General features: G+C 47.3%; 4 protein-coding genes. 2 read left to right on the forward strand and 2 right to left on the reverse strand.

The features are described 5' to 3' along the window. The first annotated feature begins 2 nt into the window (after positions 1-2). Complete coding sequence (locus HKN79_06295; protein NNC83169.1) at positions 3-1,352, forward strand: DUF819 family protein; 1,350 nt, start codon at positions 3-5, stop codon at positions 1,350-1,352. A gap of 10 nt (positions 1,353-1,362) precedes the next feature. Here the strand turns inward: HKN79_06295 and rlmD are convergent, their stop codons facing one another. Beyond that, positions 1,363-2,781 carry a 23S rRNA (uracil(1939)-C(5))-methyltransferase RlmD gene (gene rlmD, locus HKN79_06300; protein NNC83170.1) on the reverse strand — a complete coding sequence of 473 codons (1,419 nt, stop codon included), beginning with the start codon at positions 2,779-2,781 and terminating at the stop codon, positions 1,363-1,365. 66 nt (positions 2,782-2,847) lie between these two features. On the opposite strand from rlmD, the gene bshC reads away from it, so the two are divergent. Then, the gene (bshC, locus tag HKN79_06305; GenBank protein NNC83171.1) at positions 2,848-4,428 is read left to right on the forward strand and encodes a bacillithiol biosynthesis cysteine-adding enzyme BshC; all 1,581 of its coding nucleotides are present in this window, start codon (positions 2,848-2,850) and stop codon (positions 4,426-4,428) included. On the opposite strand, the gene HKN79_06310 is transcribed toward bshC, so the two are convergent. After that, positions 4,418-8,209 (reverse strand): T9SS type A sorting domain-containing protein, encoded by a 3,792-nt coding sequence (locus HKN79_06310; protein NNC83172.1) that lies wholly within the window; start codon positions 8,207-8,209, stop codon positions 4,418-4,420. The genes bshC and HKN79_06310 overlap by 11 nt on opposite strands. Positions 8,210-9,019: the final 810 nt, after the last annotated feature.

The following is a 9,019-nucleotide window of genomic DNA, read 5'->3' on the forward strand; positions in this document are numbered from 1 at the left end:
TGATGATCCTATTGGCGCTCATCTTCAAAGCCACGGAGATGGACCGATTCTCTAAGTTCTTTCGAGTCATTCCTGCCCTTTTGCTTTGCTATTTCCTCCCTTCACTATTCAGCACCTTCGGCATCATTTCTCCTAAGTGGGTAGATATGAGTGCGGCTATCAACGCCTTGGTCGAGAGCGGTTTTGATATGACTGGGATCTCCTCATTCAAGGACTTCAAGAATTTCGTTCTGGTCAATGATGAGGCCAAGGAGATCGTCAGTCCATTCATTGAGAAGTCTCAATTGTACTTTGTGGCTTCCCGCTACATGCTTCCGGCCAGCTTGGTCTTGTTGACCCTGAGCATCAGTTTGAAAGAAGTCTTCAAATTGGGTCCCAAAGCACTCATCATGTTCGTAACAGGTACTGTAGGCGTTGTGCTGGGAGGCCCCTTGGCCATTCTCATATTCTCCTACATCTCACCCGATGTGGTAGGTGGACAAGAACCGCATGAGGTATGGCGAGGCATGACCACCATTGCCGGATCATGGATCGGTGGAGGGGCCAATCAGGCGGCCATGTACGAGATATTCAAAGAGGGAGAGAAGAATCTCATCACCGGAGGTATGTACTCGATAATGATCACAGTAGATATCATCGTGGCTGAAGTGTGGATGTTCTTCCTTCTGCTAGGTGTGGGGAAATCCGCTCAACTGGATAAATTCTTCAAAGCGGATGCTTCAGCGGTCAACACCTTGAAAGATCATATGCAAGAATTCGGAGACAGGATCAAGCGGGTGGCCAGTTTTCCTGATCTGATGGTCATTCTGGGAATAGGTCTGGGATGTACCGGTCTAGCCCATTTGCTGGCCGATACGATCGCACCCGCGGTCAGGGAGCATGCACCTTATCTAGCAGATACCTTCAGTCTGGGCTCAGGCTTCTTCTGGTTGATCGTATTGGCGACCACCTTCGGCATAGGATTGAGCTTCACCAAATTGAGGAACTACGAGGGTGCTGGAGCTTCCAAGATTGGAAGTGTCTTCATATATATACTGGTAGCGACCATCGGGATGAAAATGAATATCCTGGCCATTGCAGAGAATCCTGCGATATTCTTGGTAGGATTCACGTGGATGGCCTTCCACGTCCTTCTGCTGGTGATCATTGGGAAATTGATCCGCTCGCCATTCTTCTTCCTTGCTGTTGGTAGTAAGGCCAACATAGGTGGTGCAGCGAGTGCCCCTGTAGTGGCTGCAGCATTTCACCCTTCACTCGCACCGGTAGGAGTGTTGCTTGCGGTATTGGGTTACGCTCTTGGGACCTATGGCGCATTGATCTGTGGGTACTTGATGCAAGGGGTAAGCCCTTGATGAAGAAGCTCTATCTAGTGAATACAGCTATACCCTCAACATGAGCGGTATGGGGAAATTGATCGACCAAGCAGTAATACTGAGGTTCATATCCAGCTTCCTGCAATCGGATGGTATCTCTCGCTTGGGTGGCGGGGTTGCATGATACATAGACGATGGTCTCTGCCTCTAGTGCGATCACCTTATCCAATGCCTTACCCTCGACACCGTTGCGCGGGGGGTCAAGCACGATGCACCCTATCCTACCTTTCAATTCTGGTCGTGTATTCAGAAATTTCCCTACATCAGAAGCGTGGAACTCCACATTGCTGATACCATTCAACTCGGCATTCTTTTGAGCATCAGCAATCGATGATGGAGTGATATCCACTCCGATGACGGATGCATCGTCCAGGTTTCTGGCGAGTAACTGACCGATCGTGCCTGTACCGCAGAACATGTCCAGGATCACACCTTTTTTCCCATGTTCCTCGACTAGGTCGATCACTTTTTGATAGAGTACCTCAGCACTTGCTGGATTGGTCTGGAAGAAACTGGAAAGACTGATCTTGAAATTCAAACCGAGCAGATCTTCTACTAGGTGGTCCTCACCCCAGATCAGCGTGCTGGCCTCTGGGGCATATTCGAATCGGTCTCCCTGGCTATCGCTGATCGTATGGATGATACCCGCTATCCGTTCAGGGTACAGATCATGCAGCAGCTTGATGAATCCGTTCTGATCGAATTCGGACAATCCTTCGCTGGAGGTCATCAATGCGATGAGGAAGCGGTCTTGATGGAAAGATCTGCGCACGAGCAGCGAGCGGAAGAATCCATGATTTCGTGGGGCGTGCCAGGGAGGTAGTCCGGTCTTCTCACACCACTCTTTGATACGGATGAGTCCCTTTTCGAATTCCAGATCGAAGAGCCCCGAAGGACGGTCCAGATTCTCCACGGCCCACCACATACCCCGTTTTTTGAAGCCGAGACCGAATTCATCTTTCGACTCGTCTGCGTCCATATCCCAGGTGATGGCGGAAAAGGAATACTCCATCTTGTTGCGGTACTGCCAGTCTACTGGAGAAGGAATCATACGATCGAAACAGTCGATCACGCTATCGCATTTGAGTTTTTTGAATTGTCCCAGGCTGTCCCTTTCCTTATAGAACCGCTGTTTCTCCAATGGCAATGTGGCATAGGGAGCCCCTGATACGCCTTGATAGGGTATCTCTTCTTCCATCTCGGACCGTTCTACGATGCGCAGTACACGTCCCTCGGCATATTTTGATCGCTTTTTGACTACCCGGGTCAGGACTTTCTGGCCGGGGATGGTATTGGGAGTGAATACAACATAATTGCCTTCTTCAGTGGGTATACGAGTGATTCCCTTACCACCGAATGCCATTTCTTCGACTTCCAGTTCGTAGACTTTTCCCTTCTTGATCTGCATAGGCGACAAAGGTAGATGGACACCCGGGGTCGAGAGAGTCCGTAGCAGGTTAAATTTGCCAGCCTCATGCAGATCGAGCACATACCTCTGGAGAATACAGGTCAATATCCCCGATTGGTCATCGACTATCTGAAGGATGCTGGGGATATGTCGGATTTCACACATTATCGTCCTGACCGTCAAGGACTGAGAGATGCAGCCGAGTCTCGGTCATTCGATAGTTCCCAGCGAGAGTTGCTGCTAGAGGTATTGAAAGAACAACATGGCGAGCACTGTACCGACCAACAGCAGACCATGCTGGACATGCTATCTGATCCTGGCTCGCGTACCATCTCCACGGGTCATCAGTTGTGTTTATTCGGAGGACCGGTATACATGCTCTACAAAGTGGCTTCTGTCATCCGATTGGCTGAGACGATGAGAGAAGAAGAGGGAGTACATGTCGTTCCCCTATTCTGGATGGCATCTGAAGATCATGATATCGATGAGATAGACCATTGTCTGCTTTTTGGCAGAAGATTCGCAATACCCACGGAACACAATGGGCCTGCAGGGACGATGCCTTTGGAGCACATAGATGATGTGGTCGTAGAATTGGGTCAAGTGCTGGGAGAAAGCCCCTTGGCTCAAGAAGCGAAGAAACTCATCGCCTCGTGCTATACCCAGGATCGTAGCATGGCTCAAGCCTTCAGAGCCTTGATCCAATCCCTCTTTGGTAAGTATGGACTACTTATTCTCGATGCTTCCGATAGGCGACTCAAGGCTTCATTCTCAGAGCATATGCGCAATGAGATGGAGCAAAGTATGATCGAGAAGGCTATGGAGTCCCGGGCCGAGGTCATCCGCAACAGGGGAGAGCAGGTCCAGGCAACAGCACGGGACATCAACCTGTTCTATATGACCGACACAGAGCGTGTCAGATTGACCAAAGAGTCAGGCACTATAGGTCCAGTGGATGGAATTGTATGGAAGGATGGCGACTATTCAAAACTCATTACAGATCATCCGGAACGATTCAGCCCGAATGTGTTGTTCAGACCGGTGTATCAGGAGTATATCTTACCCAATATCGCCTATGTGGGTGGTCCGGGTGAATTGAGTTATTGGTTGCAGCTCAAAGAGGTAATGGAAGCTTTTGATCTGCGACTTCCGGTACTCATACTTCGAGACACGATGATCTGGATCGATGACCGTACCGAGCAGAAGTGGAAAGAATTGGGATTCGCGACCATGGATCTCTTCAGAGACGATGATCTTCTTTACAAGGAATTTGCCAAGCAAAATGCAGGAGAAGAATTGGATATCAGTACCGATCGGGAGACCATGATCAAGCACTTCGACAAACTGGTCGATCGTTCAAAAGACATCGACCCCAACATCCTCGGTTTTGCAAAAGCAGAACGCAGTCGCTTGATCAAGTCTATTGAGAACCTGGAAAAGAAGATGATCCGCGCAGAGAAGAAGAAGCACGGTGATTCACTCAATCGAATCTCCACCATCAAGAACAAGTTCTTACCAGGTGGTAGTCTTCGTGAGCGTACAGAGAATTTCTTGCATTGGTATCTGAAACAAGGGGATGGATTCATCGATCACCTATTAGAGGTCTCCGATCCTCTGGATGCTCGATTGAAAGTGATCAAAGTCTGATGTCTACGATACGTTGGGTGTAATGATCCGTACCATTTTCCATCTGGATGATATACATGCTTTGGCTCCTTGATAGGTCGATGATACACTCTGTTCTATCGATTATTTCTGAGTAGAGTAGTCTTCCATTGACATCATGGAGCATTACAGACCCTACTGATTTATTTGTGTTATGACTGATGTGCAGACCATCTTCGGTCCAGTTTAAGACATATCCGTCATTCGAGGAATTTCCATCCCACCAGACCGAGACTATTCCTTTGTCATTCTGGGTGCCATCGAAGTCATGCTGTACTAAACGATAATAGTTCCAGCCATACAATGGTTCTGAATCCAAGTGGAGGTAATGATTCTCTGCGCTGCTATTACCACTTCCCGGAACAAAAGCGATCGGTTCTTCGATACGGTCATCATTGAACCTACGTAATTCGAAGCCAGCATTGCTTACCTCAGAAGCTGTAGTCCAGGTCAACTCTATTCCATCATCAACCTTGACCCCTTCAAAATGAAGAAGTTCTACTGGAAGTGGAGAAAGTTGACTGGCTACTGCCCAAGGGCTTAGTTCTGTGACCTTGGGTATGAACACACTGATGGTATTTGGAGAATAGGTTCCTACAGCAGAAGATTGACCTGGGGCGGGAGGTCTCCAACTTCCTCCAAGTTCTTCTTCATCATATCGTTGACCTACAAGATTGAGCGGATTGTCATACGGAATGCCGGGTAACTCGCTATCGGTGATACTTAAAGTAAGATTAGCTTCGAACGAGTCATCTGTGCTAGTAATGGACCAGAATCTGTCAGCGGTAGCATCCCTGTTATCCGGAGTGAGCCCTGTGGTGGAGTTAAGATTATTCACCGCTGTTGGAGATACGGGCCACGGGAGATTATCAGCAGCGGTCCGGTAGGTCGCCATGGTCACTACTCCGGCATAACCTGAATCAAGCTGAAATTCAGTGTAGATAGGGATATCATCCTCGGTTCCGAATGGAAAGGTCACTGGTAAGGTGTTATCGGTGACCGTGGCACTCACTGTACCCTGATGCAGGATATCCTCACTGACAAAGAAGCTATGTTCGTTCGGACCGAGTACGATCGGAGGATTCCAGAAGTGCACGTCATTTCCATTGAGGTTGACTCTGCAATAGAGTTCCATTGTTCCATAACTCTCAAGGTCTGTGTCCATATCTATTGTTGCCGGAACATGGCACAATTGGATATTGTTGAAATAGCATGCGTTGGAAAGTCCGGACCCAGCATTGATATTGAATACGCTCAATTGTGCCGGGATCTGTCCTCCGGAAGGACTGATGATCGCATTACTCCCCGTCCAAATAGCTGTACCATCTAACGCGGTGACAGTTACATCGAAGGTGGTCGGACCGGTCATCTCTATATCGATAGTCAAACCTTCATCCGTAAAAGGAATCGTAGTAGGAATCGGACCATTTGCATCGTTCACAGTATAATGGGTCGCTCCACCTGAATAGTAGAATACCCAAAGATCTTCATCATTCGCATTCTGGATTGCAAATCCTACACTTCCTCCAATGTCTACAGCTCCATTATCCATTTGGATAGAGAATGAGGAGCCGGACTTCATCGCTCGGGTAAAGGGTAGCACCCCAGAGGCTGTATCTCCATTGTTTGCATGCAATGCAATGACCCGATTGCCTATATCTCCATCTCCATTCGAGTCCCCATCACCATTGGTGGAAGAATCATTGGTCCTGTGGTTAATTGTATTCGGATCGTTGCTGCTTGTAGTGAGAATCCAATTACCGAAGTATCCGTTATTACCATCTCCCTGTTGCCATCCATTTGTATAGGTTCTAGCATCCGTTGTCTCTAACCCACACTCCGCTCCAAAAATGACGCGGTCAAAGCGTTCTATTCCGCCACATCCTATCGTTGCACTGCCTGTTGCATTGTCAAATAGCACATCGGCTCCTAGGTCAGTGAATCCGAATTCATTGTAATTGTTCCAATCTCCACTGACAACAATGTCTTGGCCGTTGGGTTCAAGAATGGCCGATCCGGCTATTGTCAGGTCACCATGGACGATAAGATCTCCGTTAGCAGGGGAAACGATCTTATACCAATCACCAGAAACTATCAGATTCTCATAGGACAATCCTTGTAGTATCGGTTGGCTATTGTCCATCGAATAGTGTATGGTCGAATTCGGGCGAAGGTCGAAGACATTATTCGTGTAATTGTTGTTCAACCAAGTATCACCACCAGGACTTCTGTCTGAGATCTCGATAACACTATTTGGTTCAGCAATCAGAGTGTGACCTGCATCACCACTTACATTTGAGACAAAATATCCTACATCTAGTTTCCCACCTGAAGCGACCGTAACACTGACGGGGAGGTATACATTGTTGTTATTCGTTGTCAGGTAATATGCGCCCGATACATTCAGGGTACCTTCCACCAGAAGGGATCCCCCAGCATTGTGCGTACCATTGACCGGATCGGGACCATCGATACCCATATCCCCCATGACATTTACCACTGCATCAGGAGAGATAGTGATATTGAATAGGTTGGTGCCTCCGTCCGAATCGGGTCGGTCGTTGTAAAGTCCAGTGCCGTTCGGGTATATATTCACGTCCATATCAAAAGTGAGATTACAGACTCCTGTTAGACCATTGAAATTGCTTTTTCGGATACCAGCACAGTTAAAGATTCCATCACCTTGTATCGTGTGACTTCCAGGCTCGAGGTCGAATGCGATAGCCGTTCCAGTATTTGTCCCTGGTCCGTTTCCAATCTCTCCATTACATGTTATATCTCCAAAAAGGTATAGGTATCGGAGGAAACCGGGAATACCTTCATTTTCCGCCATCAATTGCGCTCCCTCTTCCACAATGAGGTCTTTGAATGTAGCACCAGACCCGGATCCGATATACTCCACAATATGAGAAGATTGAATAACGAGTGAAGAGGAATCTTGAAATGGAAACATCTTATAGCTCACATTCCCGTTGGGAAGGGTAGACCACAAGACTGTGGAAGCTGAACCAGTGGTGCTGCTTTGTACACCGGAGTTCTGAGAATAGAAGACCAAGGAATCAGAGCCTTGAACATTGATAGCGATATTATCCAGCACGAATTCGTCCCTTTCTCCATTACCACTGATATCATCAGTATCCCACTGTATGTAGAAGTACTCACCGGGTAGAATGGCTACTCCGCTGAATGAATAGGATTTGGGAACATTCACAAGGTCGGTGCTCGATATCATGCCCGGAGAATTGTATTGCAAGGAGGCCGGACCGACCTTTCCACTATTCAAATCTGTGTAGGCACCCATATTCTCTGTTCGCAAGGAAGCATTGAATGAATTGATCCTATCATGTGAAGGATTGGCACTCCAGTTCCTGAAATATAGATCGTAGTCAAGGTGAACGGTATGGATTATTTCGCCAGTATTGTTGATACAGCGTAGTTCGATCCTACCTGGGGTCATATCCAGCTCTGTTGGTTGTACGCCCATTGCTCGGCCATCTAGACCATTGCCGTAATAGGCATACAGACCACCTTGAGTAACATTGGAAGAATTATTCTGTCCTCGTGCATGATCGCCAAAATTGTAGGTCCCACCGTAGTTCGTGTCACCATCGCTCATACCGGATATGCGCCATGCTCTAGAATCCAATCCACCAGTTGTAGTAGAAGAGAAGAGTCCTTGACCCGCAAAGTCGGTTCCATGTACACCGTCTAGATGTGAATCGAAGTCAATACTGTATTGAGAATTGGTAGCGGAAACATTCAATTGTGCTTTGCATTCCTTGATACTAGAAATGAAAATTACCAGTAAGGGCAAGAACATTATTTTGGAGATCCTTCCCGCAAATCCTTCAAGTATTAGGCGAACGCGTGTCTGCATGAGTTGAGAGAATTTCATTTAACTTTTTACTGTAGATGAATTCAACTCCCGTTCCGATCCATTTTCTCCTATACCCGTAATCCCTCAAATCCAGGTAAGATTTCTGAGTGGAGCTGAATGGGTTGATATCGTATGATGTTAGCTGCGAATGCTAGAATCACTGCAAGGAAAATCAGGTCAGGACGGATATATCTCGGATCCTATCAGAATTCTAACAACCTGATATCAAGACAATTAGAGTATTTTAATATGACAACGATCTTGAATCCAGAGTTGACGGTATGCAACTGACTCTATGAATTGACAGACACTGCTAGATCGGTAGTAGGTTTCAAGACGGGACTACACCTGAGAAAACCGAAGACGCGGAAAAAATAAGTTCTTGTGTCATGAGGTACTGTCGCGTAAGAAGTTCCGCTTTGTTGTGGAAGATGCTCCACTTAAGATGATAGTGGAATGAAAAATAGTCTATCTAACCGAACGGCCGTGAGACTGTAGGCTCCGATCGAAAGTGGGTAGGACGAAATTCCAGGTCTTCTGGATGCTCGATTGAAAGTGGTCAAGGTCTGATATCGACCAAGCGCTCCGTGAAGTGTTTCCCTTCTTGCAAGAGGTGTAGTATATACACGCCTCCAGTCCGAGGAATCGGAATCAAGCAACGGCTATCAGCTTCGCGCTGACTATAGAGCAGTTTTC

The organism is Flavobacteriales bacterium (assembly GCA_013001705.1).
In the GTDB taxonomy this organism is placed as follows: Bacteria; Bacteroidota; Bacteroidia; order Flavobacteriales_D; family JABDKJ01; genus JABDLZ01.

Excerpts from the sequence above, each read along its gene's own strand:
- HKN79_06295 (NNC83169.1), top strand. The coding sequence starts at position 3 with ATGATCCTATTGGCGCTCATCTTCAAAGCCACGGAGATGGACCGATTC.
- rlmD (NNC83170.1), bottom strand. The coding sequence starts at position 2,781 with ATGCAGATCAAGAAGGGAAAAGTCTACGAACTGGAAGTCGAAGAAATG.
- bshC (NNC83171.1), top strand. The coding sequence starts at position 2,848 with ATGCAGATCGAGCACATACCTCTGGAGAATACAGGTCAATATCCCCGA.